Annotated in this window: 18 protein-coding genes; 5 read left to right on the forward strand and 13 right to left on the reverse strand. The window is 74.5% G+C overall.

What is annotated here, in order from left to right; translation table 11 throughout:
• The first annotated feature begins 179 nt into the window (after positions 1-179).
• A complete protein-coding gene (locus ACZ5WK_RS24280; protein ID WP_396322425.1) occupies positions 180-464 on the forward strand; it encodes a hypothetical protein in 285 nt (94 codons plus the stop codon).
• Positions 465-499: 35 nt separating this feature from the next.
• On the forward strand, positions 500-2,326 hold the full coding sequence (gene glmS / locus ACZ5WK_RS24285; RefSeq protein ID WP_465549990.1) for a glutamine--fructose-6-phosphate transaminase (isomerizing): 1,827 nt from the start codon (positions 500-502) through the stop codon (positions 2,324-2,326).
• A gap of 153 nt (positions 2,327-2,479) precedes the next feature.
• On the opposite strand, the gene ACZ5WK_RS24290 is transcribed toward glmS, so the two are convergent.
• Positions 2,480-2,704, reverse strand: a complete 225-nt coding sequence (locus ACZ5WK_RS24290) for a hypothetical protein (RefSeq protein WP_396322423.1) — start codon at positions 2,702-2,704, stop codon at positions 2,480-2,482.
• A 409-nt stretch (positions 2,705-3,113) separates the two neighbouring features.
• On the opposite strand from ACZ5WK_RS24290, the gene ACZ5WK_RS24295 reads away from it, so the two are divergent.
• Entirely contained in the window at positions 3,114-3,317 is a 204-nt protein-coding gene (locus ACZ5WK_RS24295; protein WP_042388274.1) for a cold-shock protein, read from the forward strand.
• Between the two features lie 156 nt (positions 3,318-3,473).
• Positions 3,474-3,842, forward strand: coding sequence for a hypothetical protein (locus ACZ5WK_RS24300; protein ID WP_396322422.1), 369 nt, complete (start codon positions 3,474-3,476; stop codon positions 3,840-3,842).
• A 24-nt stretch (positions 3,843-3,866) separates the two neighbouring features.
• Here the strand turns inward: ACZ5WK_RS24300 and ACZ5WK_RS24305 are convergent, their stop codons facing one another.
• The 9 genes from ACZ5WK_RS24305 to ACZ5WK_RS24345 all read right to left on the reverse strand — a co-directional run bounded on the left by ACZ5WK_RS24305 (position 3,867) and on the right by ACZ5WK_RS24345 (position 14,717).
• Positions 3,867-5,513, reverse strand: coding sequence for an amidohydrolase (locus ACZ5WK_RS24305; protein WP_465549993.1), 1,647 nt, complete (start codon positions 5,511-5,513; stop codon positions 3,867-3,869).
• Positions 5,510-6,937, reverse strand: coding sequence for an APC family permease (locus ACZ5WK_RS24310; protein ID WP_465549995.1), 1,428 nt, complete (start codon positions 6,935-6,937; stop codon positions 5,510-5,512). The genes ACZ5WK_RS24305 and ACZ5WK_RS24310 overlap by 4 nt, the downstream gene beginning before the upstream one ends.
• Before the next feature lie 152 nt (positions 6,938-7,089).
• The gene (locus ACZ5WK_RS24315; protein WP_465549997.1) at positions 7,090-7,998 is read right to left on the reverse strand and encodes an Lrp/AsnC family transcriptional regulator; all 909 of its coding nucleotides are present in this window, start codon (positions 7,996-7,998) and stop codon (positions 7,090-7,092) included.
• A gap of 130 nt (positions 7,999-8,128) precedes the next feature.
• Positions 8,129-10,198: a SpoIIE family protein phosphatase gene (locus ACZ5WK_RS24320; protein WP_465549999.1), complete on the reverse strand. Its 2,070-nt coding sequence runs from the start codon at positions 10,196-10,198 to the stop codon at positions 8,129-8,131.
• 278 nt (positions 10,199-10,476) lie between these two features.
• Complete coding sequence (locus ACZ5WK_RS24325) at positions 10,477-10,638, reverse strand: hypothetical protein (RefSeq protein ID WP_465550001.1); 162 nt, start codon at positions 10,636-10,638, stop codon at positions 10,477-10,479.
• Between the two features lie 133 nt (positions 10,639-10,771).
• Entirely contained in the window at positions 10,772-11,761 is a 990-nt protein-coding gene (locus tag ACZ5WK_RS24330; protein ID WP_465550003.1) for a DUF1648 domain-containing protein, read from the reverse strand.
• Positions 11,758-12,105, reverse strand: coding sequence for a GntR family transcriptional regulator (locus tag ACZ5WK_RS24335; RefSeq protein ID WP_405362740.1), 348 nt, complete (start codon positions 12,103-12,105; stop codon positions 11,758-11,760). The genes ACZ5WK_RS24330 and ACZ5WK_RS24335 overlap by 4 nt, the downstream gene beginning before the upstream one ends.
• A 161-nt stretch (positions 12,106-12,266) precedes the next feature.
• Complete coding sequence (locus ACZ5WK_RS24340) at positions 12,267-14,060, reverse strand: glycoside hydrolase family 35 protein (RefSeq protein ID WP_465550005.1); 1,794 nt, start codon at positions 14,058-14,060, stop codon at positions 12,267-12,269.
• A 117-nt stretch (positions 14,061-14,177) separates the two neighbouring features.
• A complete protein-coding gene (locus ACZ5WK_RS24345) occupies positions 14,178-14,717 on the reverse strand; it encodes a hypothetical protein (protein ID WP_465550007.1) in 540 nt (179 codons plus the stop codon).
• Between the two features lie 136 nt (positions 14,718-14,853).
• Between ACZ5WK_RS24345 and ACZ5WK_RS24350 the strand changes: the two genes are divergently transcribed.
• Positions 14,854-16,269 carry an amidase gene (locus ACZ5WK_RS24350; protein WP_465550009.1) on the forward strand — a complete coding sequence of 472 codons (1,416 nt, stop codon included), beginning with the start codon at positions 14,854-14,856 and terminating at the stop codon, positions 16,267-16,269.
• A gap of 16 nt (positions 16,270-16,285) precedes the next feature.
• On the opposite strand, the gene ACZ5WK_RS24355 is transcribed toward ACZ5WK_RS24350, so the two are convergent.
• The 3 genes from ACZ5WK_RS24355 to ACZ5WK_RS24365 all read right to left on the reverse strand — a co-directional run bounded on the left by ACZ5WK_RS24355 (position 16,286) and on the right by ACZ5WK_RS24365 (position 20,494).
• A complete protein-coding gene (locus ACZ5WK_RS24355) occupies positions 16,286-18,259 on the reverse strand; it encodes an FUSC family protein (protein ID WP_465550011.1) in 1,974 nt (657 codons plus the stop codon).
• Positions 18,260-18,593: 334 nt separating this feature from the next.
• Positions 18,594-19,892, reverse strand: a complete 1,299-nt coding sequence (locus tag ACZ5WK_RS24360; protein ID WP_465550013.1) for an MFS transporter — start codon at positions 19,890-19,892, stop codon at positions 18,594-18,596.
• Positions 19,889-20,494 (reverse strand): ArsR/SmtB family transcription factor, encoded by a 606-nt coding sequence (locus ACZ5WK_RS24365; RefSeq protein WP_465550015.1) that lies wholly within the window; start codon positions 20,492-20,494, stop codon positions 19,889-19,891. Before ACZ5WK_RS24365 ends, ACZ5WK_RS24360 begins: the two co-directional genes overlap by 4 nt.
• Between the last annotated feature and the right edge of the window lie 65 nt (positions 20,495-20,559).

A 20,559-nucleotide genomic window follows, 5' to 3' on the forward strand; every position in this document is an offset into this window, starting at 1 on the left:
CGTGGCGATCCGGTGCCGCTACAAGGGTGTGTCGACAAGGTGACGAATCCATGCTGTGGCTTCCGGGGAGTGCCGGCCGGGTGTCCGGCGGTGTTCCTTGCGCCAAAAGTCTCAAGATCTGCCCGAATTCGGGCAGGATCTTTGATCTCTCCGATCGGTCCGGCCTAGAGTCCTCACTCGTGTCCAGCTCACCCGGCGCCTCGCACCCTCACGAAGACCTGCTCGCCCACCTCACCCGGACCAGCCCGCTCGGGCCCCGCGAGGCGGCGCGGGTGGTGGCGGAGGTCCTGGCGTACTTCTCCGAGACGACCGAGGAGTACGTCCGCCGCCGCCACGGCGAGCTCCAGGCACGCGGCCTGACCAACGAGCGGATCTTCGCCCGGCTCGCGGAGGAGCTGCCCGCCCGGCGGGTCGCGGCGCCCGGGCTCTCGGCCCGGCAGCTGCGCCGGATCGTCTACGGCTGAGCGCCGCCCCCCTGTCTCACGAAGGAGTCATCCCCATGTGCGGAATCGTGGCCTACATCGGCCCCAAGGACGCGACCCCCTTCCTACTGGAGGGCCTGGCCCGGCTGGAGTACCGCGGCTACGACTCGGCCGGCGTGGCCGTCACCGGCCGCACCGGCGGCCTCAAGGTCCGCAAGGTCAAGGGCCGGGTCGCCGACCTCGCCGCCGCCGTGCCGGCCCGGTTCAAGGGCGCCACCGGCATCGGCCACACCCGCTGGGCCACCCACGGCGTGCCCAGCGACGCCAACGCCCACCCGCACCTGGACAACGCCGAGCGCATCGCCGTCGTCCACAACGGCATCATCGAGAACGCCGACGAGCTGCGCGCCCGGCTCACCGCCGACGGCGCCGTCTTCCGCTCCGAGACCGACACCGAGGTGCTCGCCCACCTGATCGCCGCGCACGCGGCCGAGGGCGCCGAGCTGGAGGACGCCGTGCGCGCCGCGCTCGGCAAGGTGGTCGGCACCTACGGCATCGCCGTGCTCGACGCCGAGCAGCCCGACCGGATCGTGGTCGCCCGCAACGGCAGCCCGATCGTGCTCGGCATCGGCGAGAAGGAGATGTTCGCCGCCTCCGACGTCTCCGCGCTCGTCCGCTACACCCGCCAGGTCGTCCACCTGGAGGACGGCGAGCTGGCCACCGTCCGGGCCGACGGCTTCCGCACCTTCACCGAGGACGCCCGCACCACCCACCGCCAGCCGTCCACCGTGGACTGGGAGATCGACTCCTACGACACCGGCGGCTACGAGCACTTCCTGCTCAAAGAGATCCACGAGCAGCCCGGCTCGGTCGAGCGCACCCTCAGCGGCCGGCTCGACGAGCGGTTCGCCACCGCCCACCTCGGCGGCCTCAACCTGGACGCCCGCGAGCTGCGCGAGATCCGCCGGGTCAAGATCCTCGGCTGCGGCTCCGCCTACTACGCCGGCGAGATGGGCGCCCAGCTGATCGAGGAGCTGGCCCGCATCCCCGCCCACAGCGAGCCCGCCTCCGAGTTCCGCTACCGCAACCCGGTGATCGAGGCGGACACCCTGTACGTCGCGGTCAGCCAGTCCGGCGAGACCTACGACACCCTGGCCGCCGTCCAGGAGATCAAGCGCAAGGGCGGCCGGGTCCTCGGCGTCGTCAACACCGTCGGCAGCGCCATCGCCCGCGAGTGCGACGGCGGCATCTACCTGCACGCCGGGCCGGAGATCTCGGTCGCCTCCACCAAGGCGTTCACCTCCACGGTCGTCGCCTTCGCCCTGCTCGCCCTGCACTTCGGCCGCATCCACGACCTCTCGCCCGCCGACGGCCGCCGCATCGTGGCGGGCCTCAAGGCGCTGCCGGACCAGATCCGGGAGATCCTCGCGCAGAGCGACGACATCGCCGGACTCGCCGCCGAGTACGCCGAGTCCGAGGGCATGATGTTCATCGGCCGGGTCCGCGGCTTCCCGGTGGCCCGCGAGGGCGCGCAGAAGCTCAAGGAGATCTCCTACGTCCACGCCGAGGCCTACCCCGCCAGCGAGCTGAAGCACGGCCCGCTCGCGCTGATCAGCCCCGAGCTGCCGACCGTCGCCCTGGTGCCGGACGACGAGCTGCTGGACAAGAACCTCACCACCCTCGGCGAGATCAAGGCCCGCTCCGGCCGTGTGGTGGCCGTCGCGCACCGCCGCCCCGAGGCCAAGCTCGCGGACCACTGCATCCTGGTGCCCAAGAACGAGCCCGAGCTGGACCCGCTGCTCCTCAACATCCCGCTCCAGCTGCTCGCCTACCACGCCGCGGTGGCGCTCAAGCGGGACGTCGACAAGCCGCGCAACCTGGCCAAGAGCGTGACCGTCGAGTAGACCGCCGTGCGGTTGCCCCCGGGCCCGGTCGCCGTGCGGTGGCCGGGCCCGGACGTGCGGAAGCCCGCCGGGCTTCTGGGGCTCGGTGGGCTTCCGGGTGCTGTGCCGCCGGACGGGCCGGCGGCGTCAGACGTCAGAGGGGACGGGGGAGTGTCACAGCAGGTAGAGCTTGGCAAAGGGCGCAGTGATCCTCTTCTCCTGCGAGCCGAAGTCGACCAGGACCGCGGTTGCCCCGCCCTCGACGGCGACGACACGGCCGAGGCCGTACTCGTCGTGGGACACCCGATCGTCGACGGCGAAGTGTTTCGGTGGCGGGGGCACCTTGGCTCGGAAGGGACTGGTGGGCAGATGGCGCCTGGGCACGGGTGCGTTCGTCATTGCTGCCAGTATGCGCCCCGGAGGGCACCGAACGCGCCGGGACGGCGGCCCGAATTCGTTCACCGGGCGAGGTCCTTGGACCCGGCCGCTGCCGCGCGTCGGGGTCCGCCCACTCCACCCGCTCGGTCGGGTCACCGGAGGCCGCCCCGGACACGCCCTCGACGCGGGGGTGGACGGAGGGCGGGGCGCGGGCGAGTCGTGCGAGGAAAAAACGCCGTTCGGGTGCGTTACCTGCTACAGTCGGTGTCAGTTGCAGTTTTGGTTCCCATGAACTTTGTGTGCGCCTGCCGGTTGTGACCGCTGGCGCATTTTTTGTTTTTCCCGATTTCTTCTTCGGGTGGGCCTCATCGCGGCGACACGGGCCCCTGCGAGGTGCAGGACCCGCATTTGCCTTTCAAGGAGATTTTTCATGGCTAATGGCACTGTGAAGTGGTTCAACGCGGAGAAGGGCTTCGGCTTCATCGAGCAGGAGGGTGGCGGCCCGGACGTCTTCGCCCACTACTCGAACATCAACGCCCAGGGCTTCCGCGAGCTGCTTGAGGGCCAGAAGGTCGAGTTCGACGTCACGCAGGGCCAGAAGGGCCCGCAGGCGGAGAACATTCGCCCGCTGTAGTAACAACCGCTGAGCGGCACCCGCCCTTTTCCGGGCGGTGACGGCCGAACAGCACGGGCCTGCACCGAGCCATTCGCTCGGTGCAGGCCTTTCGGCGTTTTCCGGCCCCGCCGCGGGCCACTGCCCCCGGCGAGGCCGCTCCGTTAGTCTGGAGGCATGCCGAAACCGGATCCGCTGCTGACCAGTATCACCGCGATGGTGGAGTCGACGGGCAGCAATCAGATGCCGATCACCGTCGTCGTGCCCGGAGCGGTCATCACCGGACGGCTCGCCGCCGAAGCCGTCTGGCGTGAACGGGTCGCGGAGGTCCTTGAAGCCTCCGACCGCCTCAAGCCGTTCGCGCCGCTGTTCGCCGACGCGGCCGCCCCGGCCCCCGGCGCCGCCCCGGTGACCCACCTCCACCTGCACCTGGCGAGGATCCTCCAGGGTGACTTCGGTCTCCCGCACACCGGCGGGATGTACCGGATCGCGATCGAGGACGTCTCCAGCTGGACCCTCGGGGACCTCGGCTACTCGGACCAGTGACCGGGTCCGGGGCCGCCCCCCGGCTCAGCCCGCCCGGTGGACCACCTCGCCGCCGACCACGGTGAGGTCGACCCGGGCGTCCAGGTAGGCCTTCGGGTCCAGGGCGAAGAGGTCCTCCGAGAGCAGGACGAGATCGCCCAGCTTGCCGAGGGTGATCGAACCCAGCCGGTCGTCCAGGAAGTTGGCGTAGGCGCTGCCGAGGGTGTAGCCGCGCAGGGCGGCGGCCAGCGAGACCGTCTCGCCGGGCACCCACGGCTCGCCTCCGGCCAGCCCCCGGCGGGTCACGGCGGTGTAGAGGCCGACCAGCGGGTCCATCTCGGCGACGTTCCAGTCGCTGGAGAAGGCCAGCACCGCGCCGGCGTCCTGGAGGCTGCGCATCGGCCAGGCCTTGGACCAGCGCTGCTCGCCGACCGCCTCGGCCCAGTCCTTGCCCGGGCCGGCGATGTCGGGGGAGCAGTGCCGGGGCTGCATGCAGGCGACCACGCCCAGCTCGGCGAAGCGCGGCACATCGGCAGGGTCCAGGCACTCCACGTGGACCACCTGGTGGCGGGCGTCGCGGGGGCCGTTGACCCGGCGGGCGTGCTCGACCGCGTCCAGCACGGTGCGGATGCCGCGGTCGCCGGTGGCGTGCACGAAGGCCTGGAAACCGGCCGCGTCGAGGCGGGCCAGCACCTCGGCGAACTCCTCGGCGGGGTAGAAGGTCTCGCCCCGGTGGCTGTGGTGGCCCGCGTAGGGCTCCAGCAGCGCGGCCGTGTGCGGCTCCACCACGTCGTCGATGTAGAGCTTCAGCGGGCCGACCCGGAACCGGTCGTCGTCGTGCCGCCGTGCCGCCGCCGCGAACTCGGCGAGGTCCGCCCCGGTGGTGCCGCGGGGGTGGAACAGCGCGGCGACCAGGCGGGAGCGGAGCCGGCCCTCGGCGATCGCGCGCTCGAACAGGGCCAGGTCGTCCAGGGAGTTCTGCGGTTCGACCACGGTGGTGATGCCGTAGCGGGCGGCCAGGTCGAGGCTGGCGGCGAGCCGGCCGTACTGGCGGTCGGGGTGGGCCCAGGGGATGCCCGCGGCACGCAGCGCGCGGTGCCCGTCGCGGGAGAGGCCGCGGACCGCGAAGTCGGTGAGGAAGCCGGTCGGTTCGCCGGTGGCCGGATCCTTCCGCACGGTGCCGAAGGCGAGTTCGGCGGTCCGCGCGGTGATGCCGAGGCGGCGCAGGGCCGCCGTGTTCAGCCAGGCGGTGTGCACGTCGTAGCTGAGCACGAAGGCGGGCCGGTCGCCGGTGTACGGGTCCAGGTCGGCGGCGGTGGGCATCCGGCCGCCGGGGATGGCGGTGTAGTCGAAGGCCTCGGCCTCGATCCAGTCGGCGTCCGGGTTGCGGCGCAGCCAGTCGGCGATCCGGCGGCCGATCTCGGGCAGGTCACCGGCGCCGGCGAGCTGGACGCAGGCGGCGTCGGAGCCGAGCCGGACGTGGTTGTGGCTGTCCACGAAGCCGGGCATCAGCAGGCGCCCGCGGGCGTCGACCACCTCGGTGCCGGGGCCGGCCAGCTCGCGCCAGCCGTCGCCGTCGCCGACCCAGGCGATCCGCCCGTCGCGGACGGCGACCGCCTCGGCGCGGGGGCGCCGGTCGTCGACGGTGTGGACGTGGGCGTTGTGGACGACGAGGTCGGCGGGGCGGTTCACGAGGTCTCCGAGGCGGTGGCGTGGACGGGGGTGGAGGCGGCCACGGGGTCGGTCTGGTCGGCGGGGAGGCTGAGCACCCAGTGGGTGGCGCTGCGCGGGCGCAGGTAGAGGAACCAGTAGAGGACGCCGACGACGAGCACCGCGAGGGTGATCAGCAGGTCGCGCCCGGCCTGCTGGGTGAGCGTGTAGCCGAGGACCACGGTGGTGATCACCGGTGCGACCGGCCAGAGCGGCATCCGCCAGGCGTCGGTGGCGCGGTGACGGCCGCGCCGGGCGGCGAGCGCGGCGACGCCGAGCAGCAGGTAGATGACCGCGACGACCACGCCGGTGAAGCCGAGCAGCGCGTCGATCGGCACGGTCAGTGCGAGGACGGCGCCGGGCAGGCCGATCGCCAGGGTGGCCACCCAGGGGGAGCCCCAGCGCGGGTGCAGGGTGCCGAGGGCGCGGTTCACCGGGTCGGGCCAGGTCCGGTCGCGGGCCGAGGCGTACAGCACCCGGCCGTTCTGGATCACCATCACGATGACGGCGTTGAGGATGGCGGCGGCGATGCAGAGGCTCACGAAGGTGCCGACGGTGCTGCCCGCCCAGCCGTCGACGATGGCGACGAGGTCCCCCGCGGCGAGCTGGTCCGGTGAGCTCACGCCCAGGCAGATCGCGATCACCGGGAGGGTGATGACGAGGACTCCGGCCAGCAGGGACCAGAGCACCGTCCGGGCGACCGAGCGGCGCGGGTCGCGCACGTCCTCGGAGAGGTAGATGGCGGTGCCGAAGCCGTTGTAGGTGAAGATCGCTACGGCCAGGCCCGAGATCAGCAGCCCCGCGGTGAACGGGCCGGTGCCGCCCTGCCCGTCCGGGACGACCGCGTGCACCAGGGTCGAGGCCGGCTGGTGGACGTGGGTGAGGCCGAGGACGGTGACGACGCCGGCGGCGAGCACCTCCAGGCCGAGGAAGACGCCGGTGATCAGCGCGTTCGACTTGATGTCCAGGACGCCCACCGCGACGGCGAGCGCCATCACCGCGCCGCCGGCGACCGCCGGGTCCAGCGAGAGCACCGAGCCGAGGTAGCCGGCGGTGCCGAGGGCGATGATCGGCGGGATCACCAGCAGCGAGACGATCGAGATCACGAACACCAGCCAGCCGGCCAGCCGGCCGAGCACCTGGCCCACGATCGAGTACTCGCCGCCGGCGCTGGGCACCAGCGTGCCGAGTTCGGCGTAGCAGAGGCCCACCCCGAGCGAGAGCACGGCGGCCACCAGCAGGCTGAGCACCGCGCCGCTGCCCTGCGACTGGAGCAGCGGGGGCACGACGATGAAGAGCGACGACGCGGGCGTGACGCAGGACAGGGTCAGCAGGACCCCGCCGAAGACGCCGAGGGAGCGCGGCAGCGCGGCGACCTGCGGCGGTGGGGGAGGAGAAGACGCCATCGGGGGGACCGGACTCTCTCGCGGGGGAAGGTGTCCGGCCATTGAAGGCGGGCGAAAAGAACGCGTCAAGGGTTTGAAGGAAACGATTCGCTGACTGTGGTGTTGGTGGTGGGCGATTCGTTGGTGAGACGTACTGATGGCGAGGGAATCGCCTAGCCGATGGGCAGATCGTAGGTGTAGGACTCCTTCACGATGTCCAGGTGCACCCAGGACTCCGAGCGGGAGACGCCCGGCAGCGCGCGCACCGCCTCCAGGCCCGCGAGCAGCGCGGATCGGTCCGGGGCGTCCAGACCGCACACCACGTCGAAGCGCCCGTAGCCGGTGGCCACGTAGTTCACCCCCGGCAGTGCGGCCGCGGCCTCCGCCACCGACCGGACCGGGCCCTGCACCCCCAGCCCGACCCCCGCCGCCTCGCGCACGCCCAGCGCACGGGACTCCACCAGCCCGGTCACATGGACGGCGCCCTCCTCCAGCAGCCTCAGCACCCGCGCCCGGGTCGCCGGCTGGGAGAGGCCGATCCGCTCCGCCAGGTCGGCGAAGCTGGCCCGCCCGTCGAGCTGGAGCAGGCCGAGCAGCCGGCGGTCCACCGCGTCCAGCTCCGGCGGCGGCCCCGCGCGGACACCCGCGACCTCGGGCGAGTAGGCGTCCCGGACCAGCTCGGCACAGCGGAACACCTCCAGGCCCCGCACGCCCGGCACCGCGCGCAGCGCCGCGAACTCGTGCTCCAGGGCTGCCCCGTCGGCCACCCGGATCTCGGCGAGCACGCTCTGCGGGCCCGCCGTGCAGGAGACGAAGCTGGTCGCCCGCCGCCCGGCGGCCACGGCGGCGACCGGCCCGCCCGGACCGGACACGTCCAGCGAGACGTGGGCCACCGCCGCGATCCCGGCGACCGCGGGCGGCACGATGCCGACGATCCGCACCCCGCCGCGCTGCAGCAGCCGCTGCACCCGGGCCCTGGCCGCCTCGCGCGAGATGCCGAGCAGCTCGGACAGCCGCTGGTAGCTGACCCGGCCGTCGCGCTGCAGTTCGCGGACGAGGGCGGCGTCGGTGGCGTCGAGCACGGGGGGCTCCTGGGGGCGAGACGGGGGGTCCCGGCAATCTACCGCCCTCCGGGCGCACGGCGGCCGGCTCCCCCTCGCCTGCAGCCGGAGCCGTCGGGTGGTGGGGCGACGTCGGGGGACTGGCCGCCGGTCAGGCTCCGGGGGGTTCGGTGGCAGGGGGTTCGGCGGCGGCGGGTTCGGCGAGGGCGCGGAAGGCGATGAGGGCGATGTCGTCGCGGGCGTCGGGGACTTCGGCGAGCAGACGGTCGAGGAGGGCGTGGAGCGGCAGGTCGTGCGCCTGCCCGGCGGCGGTGGCCAGCCGGGCCAGACCGGTGGCCAGGTTCTCGCCGGGCACCTCGATCAGCCCGTCGGTGTAGAGCAGCACGGTGTCGCCGGGGCCGATCGGCGTGCGGTAGGTGTGACGCGGTTCGGCGGGGGCCACGCAGAGCGGGACGTCGGCCTCGTCGGCGTCGAGGAAGCGCGGCGGGCCGTCGGCCGGGAGCAGCAGCGGAGGCGGGTGGCCGGCGTTGGACCAGGCCGCCTGCCAGCTGCCCGCCGGGGTCGGGGCGAGGTGGAGGTGGACGGCGGTGGCGAAGACGGCGACACCGAGTCCGTCGGCGGCGGCGTCCAGCCCGGTGAGGGCGTCGGCCGGGGTGTGCAGGTGGGTGCGGTTGTAGGCGATGGAACGCAGCATGCTGCGCAGCTGGCCCATGGTGGTGGCGGCGGTGAGGTCGTGGCCGGCCACGTCGCCGATGGTCAGGGCGAGCGAGCCGTCGGGCAGCGTGAAGGCGTCGTACCAGTCACCGCCGACCTCGGCGGCGCGGTTGCCCGGCTGGTAGCGGGCGGCGAGTTCGGCGCCGGGCACGGTGGGCGGGGCGGTGAGCAGGGCCCGCTGGAGGACGAGGGCCGCGTGCCGGGTGCGCTGGAGCTCCAGGGTCTGGCGCAGCGGCACCTGGGCGCGCTGGAGCACCTCCTGGAGCAGCTCGATGTCGGCGCGGCCGGGCGGCGGGGTGTCGTCGCAGCCGGCCGCGGCGGCGAGGGCGACGGTGGCGCCGTCGATCACGATGGGCAGCAGGGTGAGGCTGGTGGCGCGGGCCCGGGCCAGCCACCGCGCCGACTCCTCGGGGACCAGACCGGGCGGGACGCGGCCGGCCGGGAAGGTCATCAGGGCCGGAGCCCGGTCGGCGACGGCCCGCCGGGCCGGGGGGCCGAGCAGGAAGGTCTGCTGGTGCAGCGGCGGCAGCGGTGGCAGGCCGGGCCGGGCGGTGGAGGCGATCCGGGTGCCGCGGATCTCGTCGGGCTGGGACGAGTGCTCCCGGCCGGAGAGCACGAAGACCGTGCAGGCGTCGGTGAGGTCGGGCACCACCAGGTCGGCGACGGCCGCGAAGGCGTCCTCGGTGCGGGAGGCCTCGGTGACCGCGACGGCCCGGGCGAGCAGGCGTTCGCGCAGCCGGTTGCGCCAGCGGTCCTCGACGTCGGAGGTGGCGCCGATCCACTCCACCAGCTGCCCGTTGCGCACGATCGGCACGGCCCGGGACGCGACGTGGCGGTACTCGCCGGAGGAGGTGCGGACCCGGAAGCTGTGCTCGAACATCGTCGGCTCGCCCTCCGCCGCGTCGAGCCAGTGCTGGGCCAGGGCCTCCCGGTCCCGGGGGTGGATGAGCTCGAACCACTCCTCGTCCATGGTCTCCCGCCACGGGTACCCGGTCAGCTCCTCCCAGCCCGGGACCAGCTCGGCCATCGTGCCGTCCGCGCGGGTGAGCCAGACCAGCTGCGAGACGGCCGACATCAGCGCCTCGTAGCGCTGGAGCGCGTACAGGCGGTCGAGCGAGAGCCGCTCGGCGCGCTGGGCGGAGTGCACCTCGGCGGTGGTGTCGATCGCGCTGACCAGGACGCCCGCCCCGAAGCGGGAGGAGACCGGCGAGCAGCTGTAGACGAAGTGCCGGTGGCCCTCCGGGTCGTCCTCGGACGTCTCCACGGTGCGCGGCGTGGTGACCTGGCGGGCCGTCCCGTCGGCCCGGACCAGGTCGAGGGTCTCGAAGAAGCGGTCCACCCCCGGCTCGGTGAACACCTCCCGGATCGGCACCCCCATCGGCCGTGGGCCGAACAGGTCGTGGAAGGCGTCGTTGCGGTACACCAGGCGGTGCTCCGGCCCCGCGGTGAGGGCGATCGCCACGATGGCCCGGTCGAAGACCTCCGGAGTCAGCTGAGGCTCGGGCACCCGTGTCGTCCCCTTCGGCGGTGCACGGCCGGGGCACGCGCAGCGCCGCGGCCGCTCGGTGATCGACGGCATCGACGGCCGGGGAGGCGAACAGCGGTGACCGACGACGGCCGTCACCCGCACGCTACCGGCGGAGCGGGCGCCTGCGCGCCGCAGAGTCGCCCCGACGGCCGACGTGTCGCACACGGAAGGCGTGCGGCACGCCCGGCGCGGCTGATCCGCGTGCCGCGCGAGGGACCGGCGACGCCCTGCCGGGCCCTCCGGCGGCAGCGGGCGGATCACCGGCCGGTCGTGGCGCGGGCGGCCTCGGCGGCGCGGACGACCGCCGAGGCCGGACGGTGGTTCTCCGACGCGCCGCCGCCCTCCCCGAAGGCGAACCGGCGGCGGGTGTAGCTGTACGCGAGGCCGCTGCGGGGGTCGGCGAAGGACTGCGCACCCACCGCGCCGCCGGCTCCCCCTCGCTACCGGACCTGGTCCGGCCTCTGATCACCGGCCTGCCGAGGCGTCAACCTCCGTACAGCGGCGGGTATTCCGGGGGCGAGGGTCGGTTCGGGAGCCGGGGCCGGTCCGGCGTCACTTCGCGGAGTGCCGGGTGGTGAGCGAGTTGAGGAGCGCGGCGCCGCGCTCGGCGTCGTCGACGCTGACGGCGAAGTCGGTCCCCTTGCGCGAGCGGACGACCAGGCAGTCGCCGCCACGGAGCATCACCGTGGTGCCCAGGCCGCTGAGGCGGTAGCCCCAGCCACCGACCTGGGCCGGGGTCCGCTTCTCGGCGCGGGCCGACTCGATGGTGTCGAGGGGCCAGCGGCGGACGGGCCAGCCGGCCGGGCCGAAGGCGACCTCCAGACCCTTCGGGGTCACCAGGGCCTGGACGGAGGAGCAGGCGAACATCGCGACGGCGGCGACGGCGAGCGGGAGGGCGACGGCCCACAGCGGGACGGCCAGGCCGGCGGTCGCGGCGATCGCGGTACCGGCGGCGGCCAGGCCGACCAGGGTCGCGGTCAGCTGGAGCCAGGGGTTGACGGTGCGGGAGAGCCAGGCGAAGCGCTCCCCGGCGGGGACGTCGAGCTGCGGGCCGACGGCCGTCCCGTCGGCCCCGGTGGCGGACGGTGGCGGGGTGGCGCGGCGACCGGCGAGCCGGCCGAGCAGGCCGGCCAGGGCCGAAGCCGCCAGGATGGCGACGACCTCGGGGCCGACGGAGCCGGCGTCCGTCCAGGAGGTCCGGTCCAGATTGGCGTGCACGATCGACGCCTGCGCGCCGGTGAGCAGGACACCCCCGGAGAGCAGCGCAGCTCCCGACCAGGACCGCGCCGCCGGGCCGGCCCGCCGGACGGTCAGGGCCAGCGCCAGGACCATGACCACCCAGATCCCGGTGGGGGCGAGCGGTACCGCCCAGAAGGGCATCGAGTCGTCGGGGCGGCCGCCCGCGCCCCAGTGGGTGGCCACTTCGTCCGGCAGCCGGCCGGCCGCCGCCAGGGGCAGTGCGACCAGGGCCGCCGGCACCCCCGCCGTCCAGGCGGCCGCGCTCCACCACGCACCACGTTTCCGGTTCCCCCCGCCGTTCACGGCAGCCTCCTGATCAGTTCGACGAGATCGGTCCTGCTGTAGCCCAGCCGCGCGGCCTCGGCGACCAACGCGGCCGCCTGGGCGAGTAGTTCGGCCCGTTGGTCGGCGCCCGCGGCCACCGTCACACCGCGGCCGCGGCGGAACTCCAGGACGCCCTCGTCCCGGAGTGCGCGCAGGCCGCGCAGGACGGTGTTGGCGTTGACGCCCAGCGCCCGGGACAGCTCCCGGGCGGGCGGCAGCCTGTCGCCCGGCGCGCACTCGCCCTCGGCTATGGCGCGCCGGATCGCACCGGCCACCTGCTCGTGCAGGGGGCGGCTGTCGGAGAGATCCAGCTTCAGCAGCATGATGCTATCGACAGTAGCACCATTGGGGTGGCGAGTGGCTTCTTCCGGAGCACGGAAGGGGCCGCGGGTCGGGAGGGGCGGGGGACGGCGGGGCCGGGGGCAGACGGGGCGGAGGGGGCCGGCCGGTTCCGGAAGGATCCGGGACCGGCCGGCCGGGTGGCTCAGTAGTCGATGCTGGGGGCGGCCGCCGTGGGGCCGAGGTCGGGGTGGTCGCGGAGTTCGACGGCCTCGGCGTGGGTCTCCAGTTCGAGGACCACGAGCTCGTTGCCGCCCGCGTGCCAGAGCGGGCCCGGGGCGTAGAGGGTGCGCTGCGGCCCCTGGCGGGTGTAGCGGCCGAGCAGGAAGCCGTTGAGCCAGAGCAGTCCGCGGCCCCAGCCGGGCAGGGCGACGAAGGCGTCGGCGGGGGCGTCGAGGGTCGCCTCGAAGCGGTGGAAGACCGGGTCGCCGTCGCTCGCCCCGACGGTGTCGGAGAAGGCGAGCGAGCCGAGGCCGGCGAGCGGGAGCGGGCGGATCTCCCAGTCGAACAGGCGCTGGTGGCCGTGCGAGACGCCGCGGCCGATCCCCTTGCGGTCGTTCTCCAGCAGCGGGCCGTAGTTCACCCGGCCGAGCGCCTCGACCAGGATGTCGAGGGTCGCGCCGGCCGGCCCGGTCGCCAGCGGAAGGGTCTCGCCGGGGGCGTTGCGGTCCAGGACGCCGAGCGGCACCCCGTCGGCGAACACGTGGGCGCGGTCGCCGATGCCGTCGATCCGCAACGGCAGCGCGGGACGCGGGCCGGGGACGCGGGTGCGGTAGTGGATCAGGCCGAGCGACTGGCCGACCTTCTCCATCGGTTCGGGCGCGGCCCGGCGCAGCGGGGTGGCCAGGGCGTCGAGGGAGGCCAGCAGGCGGGCGCGGCCCGTGGGGCGTCCGATCCGCTGTGGGGTGATGCGGGGCGGCGGCTGCGGCAGCTCCGTCCCGGGCAGCGGGACGTACCTGCCGATGACGGCCCGGAACGCGTGGAACTTGTCGGTGAGTTCGCCCGCCTCGCCGATCGGCGCGTCGTAGTCGTAGCTGGTGCCGGTGGGCTGGTGGCCGGCGTCCTCCGGGTGGGTGCCGGTGTGGTTGGCGCCGGCCCAGAAGCCGAAGTTGGTGCCGCCGTGCGCCATGTAGAGGTTGACGGAGGCGCCGGTGGCGAGCAGGTCGTCGAGCGCCCGGGCGGACTCCTCGGCGTCCCGGACGTGGTGGGGCCCGCCGACCTGGTCGAACCAGCCGATCCAGAACTCCATGGCGGTCAGCGGACCCTTGGGCTGGTGGCGCCGGAGCACCTCGAAGCGCTCGGCGGGCCGGGATCCGAAGGTGGCGGTGGACAGGTGGCCGGGGATGGTGCCGCCCTGCTGCATGGTGTCCTCGGCGCCGTCGGCGGTGAACAGCAGGCAGTCGACGCCCCGGGTGAGCAGGCCGTCGCGCAGATGGGCCAGGTAGGCCGCGTCATTGCCGTGACTGCCGTACTCGTTCTCGACCTGGACCGCCACCACCGGGCCGCCGCGGCTCGCCAGCAGCGGCAGGATCTCCGGCACCACGGCGTCGAACCAGCCGTCCACCTCGGCCAGGTAGGCCGGGTCGGCGCAGCGCAGCCGCAGGCCGTCGGCGGCGAGCAACCGGGCCGGGAACCCGCCGAACTCCCACTCCGCGCAGATGTAGGGGCCGGGGCGCAGGATCACGTCGAGGCCGTTGGCGCGGGCCAGTGCGGCGAACCGGCCGAGGTCCCGCCAGCCGGTGAAGTCCACCTCACCGGAAGGGAGTTCGTGGAAGTTCCAGGGAACGTAGGTGTCGACGGTGTTGGCGCCCAGGGCGCGCAGCCGGCGCAGGCGGTCGTCCCAGAGGTCGGGGTGGATGCGGAAGTAGTGCACGGCGCCGGAGATGATCCGGTGCGGTGCGCCGTCGCGGCGGAATCCGGTGTCGTCGTAGTCGAGCATGGGACCGGCTTTCGGTGGGAACTCGGGCTGCTCGGCAGGATAGTTGGGCCGGCCGGGCAGGCGGCGGGTTCGGCGGCCCGGGCGAGCCGGGGCCCTTCGGTGCGCCGGTCCGGAGCCTCAGGTGCCGGCCGGCGGGGAGGGCTCGGCGGGCGGCGGCAGAGGTGAGTAGCGGGCGCGGTTGGCGTTGAAGTGGGCCAGGTAGTAGGTGGCGCCCTCGTACTCCAGCTCCATCGGTGGCGGGTCGGTGACCGGCCTGATCCGGCGGACGAAGGGCTCGCCCGGTACGTGGACCTGGGTCGCCAGCCGCGGTGTGCCCCAGAACCGCACGTACGACTCGGCGTCCTCGGCCGTCCAGAGCGGCCCGCCGCCGAGCGCCCGCAGCAGCGCCGGGCTGTGGACGGTGGCTACGCGGAAGTTCTCCAGGAACCTGCGCGGGACGACGATCCCGGTGTAGCGGCGGCCGTTGCCCCGGTGCCGGCCGACGACGTGCACGTCCGGGCCGCCCCACCGCAGCGGTGCGATCCAGACCCTGGCCCCGGCGGCGAAGTGCCGCAGCCCGGTGCGGATCTCCAGCCCGCCCTCGCCGTGGGTGGTCTCCCGTGCCACGTTGGCCACCACGCAGAGGCCCGGCGCCTCCTGGTCGTTCCCGTTCGTCATGCCGCCATCATGGCCGGGCCGGACCTGCCCGGGGTAGCGGATTTCCGGCGGAGCGGCGGGCTGTCCGGACGGAGTCCACGCGCCTAGACTGCGGAACTCGCGCGGTATTACCGGCCGGTAGGGGATGGGGAGTCGTATGGCGGAGGAGCGGGTCCACGCGTTCGGGGACGACGCGCTGGGGGAGCACGACGCGGTGGCGCTGGCGGCGTCGGTACGGGCCGGGGAGGTCAGCCCGGCGGAGCTGGCGGCGGCCGCGGCGGCGCGGGCGGAGCGCGTCGACGCGGCGTTGGCGCCGGTCGCGTTCGCCGCGTACGGGCAGCCGCGGACGGCGCCGGCCGGTGACGGCGGCGCGCTGTTCGGGGTGCCGAGCTATCTGAAGGACAACGTGGACCTGCGGGGAATGCCGACCGGGCAGGGGAGTTCGGCGTTCCGGGCCAAGCCGGCACGGCGGACCGCGGGCTTCGCCGAGCAGTTCCTCAGTACCGGGCTGGCCGTCCTCGGCAAGACCCGGCTGCCGGAGTTCGGCCTCAACGCCTCGACCGAGTTCGCCGAGGCCCGGCCGGTGCGCAACCCGTGGCGGCCCTCGCACTCACCCGGGGCGTCCTCGGGCGGGGCGGCCGCGCTGGTCGCGGCCGGCGTCGTCCCGATCGCGCACGCCAACGACGGCGGCGGGTCGATCCGGATCCCGGCGGCCTGTTGCGGGCTGGTCGGGCTGAAGCCGACCAGGGGCCGGCTGGTCGCCAACGACCAGGGCCGACGGCTGCCGATCGACCTGGTCACCGACGGCGTGGTCACCCGTTCCGTCCGGGACACCGCCGCCTTCTTCGCGGAGGCCGAACGCCACCACCGCAACCCGGCGCTGCCGCCGCTCGGCCTGGTGGAGGGGCCCGGCGAGCGGCCGCTGCGGGTTGGGCTGGTGCTCGACTCGCCGGTGGCGGTCACCGACGGGCCGACCCGCAACGCGGTGGAGCGGACGGCGGGGCGGCTGGAGGCGCTGGGGCACAAGGTGACGCCGACCACGCTGCCGTTCGGCGAGGAGTTCTCCCGGGACTTCACCCTCTACTGGGGCTACATCGCCTTTCTGATCGCCACCACCGGCAAGCTGCTGCTGGACCCGGGCTTCCAGGCCCGCAAGCTGGACGGCCTCACCACGGGTCTGCGGCGCACCTTCCACCGCGAGTTCATGAAGACGCCGGGCGTGCTGCGCCGGCTGCGGCGGACCGAGGCGGCGTACGCGGGGCTGTTCCGGGACCATGACGTGATCCTCTCGCCGGTGCTCGCGCACATGGCGCCGCCGATCGGGCACCTGAGCCCGAACGTCGCCTTCGAGGAACTGCTGGACCGGCTGCACCGCTATGTGGCGTTCACTCCGGTGAACAACGTGACGGGCGGCCCGGCGATCTCGCTGCCGGCAGAGCCGGCGGGCAACGGCCTGCCGGTCGGCGTGCACCTGTCGGCGGCGCACGGCCAGGAGCGGCTGCTGCTGGAGCTGGCGTTCGCGCTGGAGGCGGACCGGCCCTGGCAGCGGATCCAGGACCAGGGCGTCTCGTAGGCCCGTCCCGGAGCCGTCAGCCCGGCCCGGGGGCCGCGATCACCCGCGCGGCCCGGACCTCCCGGTGCAGCGGGGCCAGCACGCCGTCCCGCTGTTCGTCCGGCTCGTCCGGGCCGTCCGCCGTCAGCGGGGCCGCCGGCGCCGCCCCGGCGCGCAGGGCGCCGGCCAGGTCGCCCAGCTCCCGGACGATGGCCGCGACCTCGGCCGTGGGCGGCGGCGGGACGCCGTGGTCGACCCGGACCCGGGTGGCGGTGGTGGCCTCCACGATCCGCTCGACGGCGATCACCAGCGGCCACCACGCGGCGGCCAGCGCTCCGGTCGGCGGAGGTTCGGTGAGCGCGCGCTGGAACTCCGAGCGGACGGCGGACAGGTCGCGGTAGAGCCGGCGCCGGTAGCGCAGCCGGACGGCCTGGTCGCGTCCGGGGGCTGCGGGGAAGGCCAGCGTGACGTAGGACGCCGTGTCCGCGACGGCGTCGGCGAGCCGGTCGCCGATCCGGGTGTGCCAGGACTCCGGCCAGAGCAGGTAACCGGCGATCAGCGAGATCGCGCAGCCGATCAGCGAGTCGTAGAGCCGGGGCAGCACCAACTGGAAGCCCTGGTGGTTGATCTGGTCGGAGAGGAGCAGGATGACCGGGGTGATGGCGGCGGTCTGGAACGCGTAGCCCTTGGCCGAGGCGGCGGGGATCAGCATCGCGAGGAACGCCGTCATCGGCACGTCCCACCACCCGCGGGGCACCTCGGCGAGGACCGGGATCGCGATCAGCAGCCCGGCCGCGGTGCCGAGCGCGCGCAGCACGGCGCGCGAGAAGACGGAGCCGAAGTCGGGTTTCATGACGAAGGTGACGGTCAGCGCCACCCAGTAGGACCGGGGCACGGGCAGCACCGAGACCACTGCCTGGGCGAGGCCGATGCACAGGGCCAGCCGCAGGCCGTACCGCCAGGACGCCCCGGAGAGCAGCGCGGCCCGCGCGGTGCGCCGGGCCCGCACCCGGAACGCGGCGGGGAGGCCGAGGCGGTCGGCCGGGCCGAACGGGTCGGGCGAGGGCTCGTGGGCGACGGCGGCCGCGTAGCGCAGCGCGTGGTCGATGGCGCGCTCCGACGGACCGGTCGGCGGCGGCAGGTCCAGCAGGCGCGCGCCGGGCCGGCCCTGTTCGACGGCGGCGGCCAGCTCGCGGACCGCCGCCGGGTACGCCTCTGCCAGCGGGCCGAGCGAAGCCGGCCGCAGCTTGGCCGCCGAACCGGCCTCGACCACCGGCATCACCGCGTTGAGCTGGGCGATCAGCCGGGCGAGCGCGGGGGAGCGGCCGTGCCGGCGGGCGCGGTGGGCGAGCAGCAGGTCGTAGGACCGGTCGAGCGAGTGGGTGACGGCCTGCCGCCGCTCGTCGTGAGCGGGCGTGCCCGCCGCCTGGAGGAAGTCGGCGACGGTCCGGTACGTCCCGGCGACCGCCGTCCGCTCCGGCACGCCGCCGCGCAGCGGCCAGGCGACCAGGGTGAGCACCAGCACCACCGCGCCGCCGAGGGTGAGCAGCAGCGGCGGCTTCCACCAGGGGGCGGGCATCGGCAGGCCGGCGCCGACCACGGCGTTGAGCAGGAGCAGCAGCCCCGAGGCGGAGGCGACGGCTCCGATCGAGGAGATCATGCCGGAGACCAGCGCGACCGCCGTGAGCACGGCGACGGCCGTCCAGCCCTGCCCGTACACCAGCGTCCCGAGGGTGACGCCGAGGGCACCGAACAGCTGGGGGACGGCGATGTTGAAGAGCCGCATCCGGTACGCGTCGGCGGTGTCGCCGATGACGGCGGAGAGCGCGCCCATCGACACCAGCGCGCCGTAGCCGGGCTCCCCGGCGGCCAGCCCGACCGCGAGCGGCGCGGAGAGCGCGACGGCGGCCCGGGCCACGGCGGCCCACGGGATCGGCGCGGAGTGCGGCCGCAGGCCGGCGGTGAGCCAGCTGGGGGGTGCGAGCCGGCCGGCTCGTGAGCTCCGTGCCATAGGAAGAACGTACGCTCCGGGCGCGGCCGGGCCCGGTAGCGCCGGTCGGGCCCGGTAACGCCGGCGGGCCCGGCGACCTCGGGAGTACGGTTTCACGACCCGGGGGCCCCGGGCGCCGGCCCGCCTCGCCCGGGAGGCCCCGCTGCACGCCGGGCCCTCGCAGGAGGGCGAGCGGCACTGCCCGGACGCCGCCCTCGGCCTGCTCCGCGACGGCCGGGCGAAACCGGTCCGCGCCGGCGGCCCGCGCCCACGTGCGGTGGCCGGGCTCCGGGCCGGCCATCGCCTTGTGACCAGCGGCCCGGAGGGACGGTGCCGCCGGGAACCGCGGGGCGGGTCAGCGCAGGACCGGGGACTGCGGGCGGCCGTCCGCCCCCTCCTCCGTCCGGTCCGGGCGGCGGGAGGCCGGGAGGTCGCGGGTGCGGCCGACGGGGGAGAACAGCAGGATCAGGGCGGCGAGCGGGACGCCGGCGGTGGCGATCCACATCGCGGGGCGCAGGCCGAGCGTCGTGCCGAGGACGCCGGCGAGCACCGCGCCGAGCGGGATGGTGCCGTAGTTGAGGACGGCGGCGCTGGCGGAGAGGCGGCCGAGCAGCTCGGGCGGGCAGTAGCTCTGCTGGAAGCTCGACTTGAGCACGTTGCCCGCCACCACTCCGGCGGAGATGCTGAACCCGCCCGTGACGTAGAGCAGCACGCCCACCCCGTCGGTGGTGAGCGGGATCAGCAGGGCGAGGCCGGGCAGGCCCAGCTCGAAGAGGAGCATCGCGCGGGCGGTGCCGATCCGGGCGGCGACCCGGCGGGCGGCGAACGCCCCGGCGATGCCGCCGCTGGCCCCGGCCGCGATCAGCCCGCCGACCGTGCCGGAGGCGAGCCCGACCTCGCGGATCAGGAAGGCGACCTGGATCGACTGGTACCCCATCAGCGCCAGGTTGGAGGCGGCGCCGAACAGCGTCAGCGTGCGCAGCCAGCGGTCACCGGCGACCAGGCGCAGGCCTTCGCCGACCTCGCGTCGCAGCGCCCGTTCCTTGCGGGGGGCGGGGGTCTCGCGGTGGCGGATCCGGCTCAGGCAGACGAGCGAGACCAGGAAGGTGGCGGCGTTGGCGAACATGCCGTTCACCGCGCCCGCGAACTGGGCGATCAGGCCGCCGGAGCCGAGCCCGGCGAGCTGGGCGGCGGACGCGCTGCCGTGCAGCTTGGCGTTGCCCTCGGGCTGGTCGGCGGGGTCGAGCAGGCCGGGCAGGTAGGCGGTGTAGGCGGTCTGGAAGAAGACCGCGGCCGTGCCCGTCAGCAGGGAGACGGCCAGCAGCAGGCCGATGCTCAGGTGGCCGAGCCGGTCGGCGAGCGGGACGGCGGCGAACAGCAGCAGTGAGGCCGCGGCGGTGGCCAGCATGATCGGTCGGCGCGGTAAGCGGTCCACCCAGACGCCGGCGGGCAGGCCGATCACCAGCCAGGGCGCCCAGGCGGCGGCGTTCAGCAGGCCGATCTCGAAGGTCGAGGCGTGCAGGTCGGAGACGGCGATCAGCGGCAGCGCCACGCCGGTGACGGAGGCGCCGAACTTCCCCGCGGTCTCGCCGCTCCAGAGCAGGCGGAAGTCCCGGTGGCGGCGGAGCAGCCCGCCGCGTGCGGTGGAGCTCACTCGGCACCCCCGGCGCGGCGCGGGAAGGACTGGAGCTGCACCACGATCGGCAGCGCGTCCGGGTCGGGTTCGGCGTCCGGCGCGGGGGTGTGGCGGGCGATGACGGCCTCGAACTCCTCGTTCAGTGCCTTGAGTTGGCTGGGCGTCAGGCGCAGGTGGCTCCAGTCCGAGACGGTGCCGACGTCCCGCCACTCGTCCTCCCACTCCTGGTCGATATAGGCGGTGACCCGGTTGAAGGAGTTCTGCACCACCTGGTGCACGTAGAGCGTGAGCGCGCCATGGCTGGCGGGGTCGTCGCGGAAGTCCGTGGTGTCGAGCCGGTTGGCCACGGGCACCCGGCGCCACCAGCGTTCGCGCTTGGTGCCGCGGCCGGTGTCCTCCTCGATGAAGCCGTGGTCGGCCAGGTGGCGCAGGTGCCAGCTGACGGTGCCGGTGTTCTCGCCGAGCCGCTCGGCGAGCCGGGTCGCGGTGGACGGGCCGTCCAGGTTGAGCAGTTCGAAGATCTGCATCCGCAACGGGTGGGCCAGGCCGCGCAGGCTCGTGGCGTCGAGCCGGCGCTGCGGCGTGGCGGGCGGGGTCGGCTGTTCCGGGTGCTCGGTCATGGTGTCATCGTATGTTGCAGAGGATTCTCTGCATAGAGGTCTCTGCAGAGAATCCTCTGCAATGT

Source organism: Kitasatospora sp. NPDC032757, from assembly GCF_055579305.1.

Excerpts from the sequence above, each read along its gene's own strand:
- glmS (WP_465549990.1), top strand. The coding sequence starts at position 500 with ATGTGCGGAATCGTGGCCTACATCGGCCCCAAGGACGCGACCCCCTTC.
- ACZ5WK_RS24290 (WP_396322423.1), bottom strand. The coding sequence starts at position 2,704 with ATGACGAACGCACCCGTGCCCAGGCGCCATCTGCCCACCAGTCCCTTC.
- ACZ5WK_RS24295 (WP_042388274.1), top strand. The coding sequence starts at position 3,114 with ATGGCTAATGGCACTGTGAAGTGGTTCAACGCGGAGAAGGGCTTCGGC.
- ACZ5WK_RS24300 (WP_396322422.1), top strand. The coding sequence starts at position 3,474 with ATGCCGAAACCGGATCCGCTGCTGACCAGTATCACCGCGATGGTGGAG.
- ACZ5WK_RS24310 (WP_465549995.1), bottom strand. The coding sequence starts at position 6,937 with ATGGCGTCTTCTCCTCCCCCACCGCCGCAGGTCGCCGCGCTGCCGCGC.
- ACZ5WK_RS24335 (WP_405362740.1), bottom strand. The coding sequence starts at position 12,105 with ATGCTGCTGAAGCTGGATCTCTCCGACAGCCGCCCCCTGCACGAGCAG.
- ACZ5WK_RS24340 (WP_465550005.1), bottom strand. The coding sequence starts at position 14,060 with ATGCTCGACTACGACGACACCGGATTCCGCCGCGACGGCGCACCGCAC.
- ACZ5WK_RS24345 (WP_465550007.1), bottom strand. The coding sequence starts at position 14,717 with ATGACGAACGGGAACGACCAGGAGGCGCCGGGCCTCTGCGTGGTGGCC.
- ACZ5WK_RS24350 (WP_465550009.1), top strand. The coding sequence starts at position 14,854 with ATGGCGGAGGAGCGGGTCCACGCGTTCGGGGACGACGCGCTGGGGGAG.
- ACZ5WK_RS24355 (WP_465550011.1), bottom strand. The coding sequence starts at position 18,259 with ATGGCACGGAGCTCACGAGCCGGCCGGCTCGCACCCCCCAGCTGGCTC.
- ACZ5WK_RS24365 (WP_465550015.1), bottom strand. The coding sequence starts at position 20,494 with ATGACCGAGCACCCGGAACAGCCGACCCCGCCCGCCACGCCGCAGCGC.